Source organism: Veillonella sp. VA139 (assembly GCF_003992005.1).
Lineage (GTDB): Bacteria > Bacillota > Negativicutes > Veillonellales > Veillonellaceae > F0422.
Genome location: NZ_RQVL01000070.1, coordinates 1 through 317 on the forward strand (window position 1 = coordinate 1; position 317 = coordinate 317).

Annotated in this window: 1 protein-coding gene; it reads left to right on the forward strand. The window is 44.2% G+C overall.

Annotated elements, in window-relative coordinates:
• Positions 1-317 (forward strand): EF-Tu/IF-2/RF-3 family GTPase (locus EO125_RS09740; RefSeq protein ID WP_240630462.1); only part of this gene is annotated, 317 nt, incomplete at both ends.

Here is a 317-nt window from a genome sequence, read left to right on the forward strand (position 1 = left end):
ACAATCACTGGTCGTGGTACAGTAGCAACTGGCCGTGTAGAACGTGGTCAAATCAACGTTGGTGACGTAGTAGAAATCGTTGGTCTTCAAGAAGAACCATCCAGCACTACAGTAACAGGTCTTGAAATGTTCCGTAAAATCTTGGAATCCGCAGTAGCAGGTGACAATGTAGGTGCATTGCTTCGCGGTATCGACCGTAAAGATATCGAACGTGGTCAAGTATTGGCTAAACCAGGTTCCATCAAACCTCACACTAAATTCAAAGCAGAAGTATACGTGTTGACAAAAGAAGAAGGTGGTCGTCATACTCCATTCTT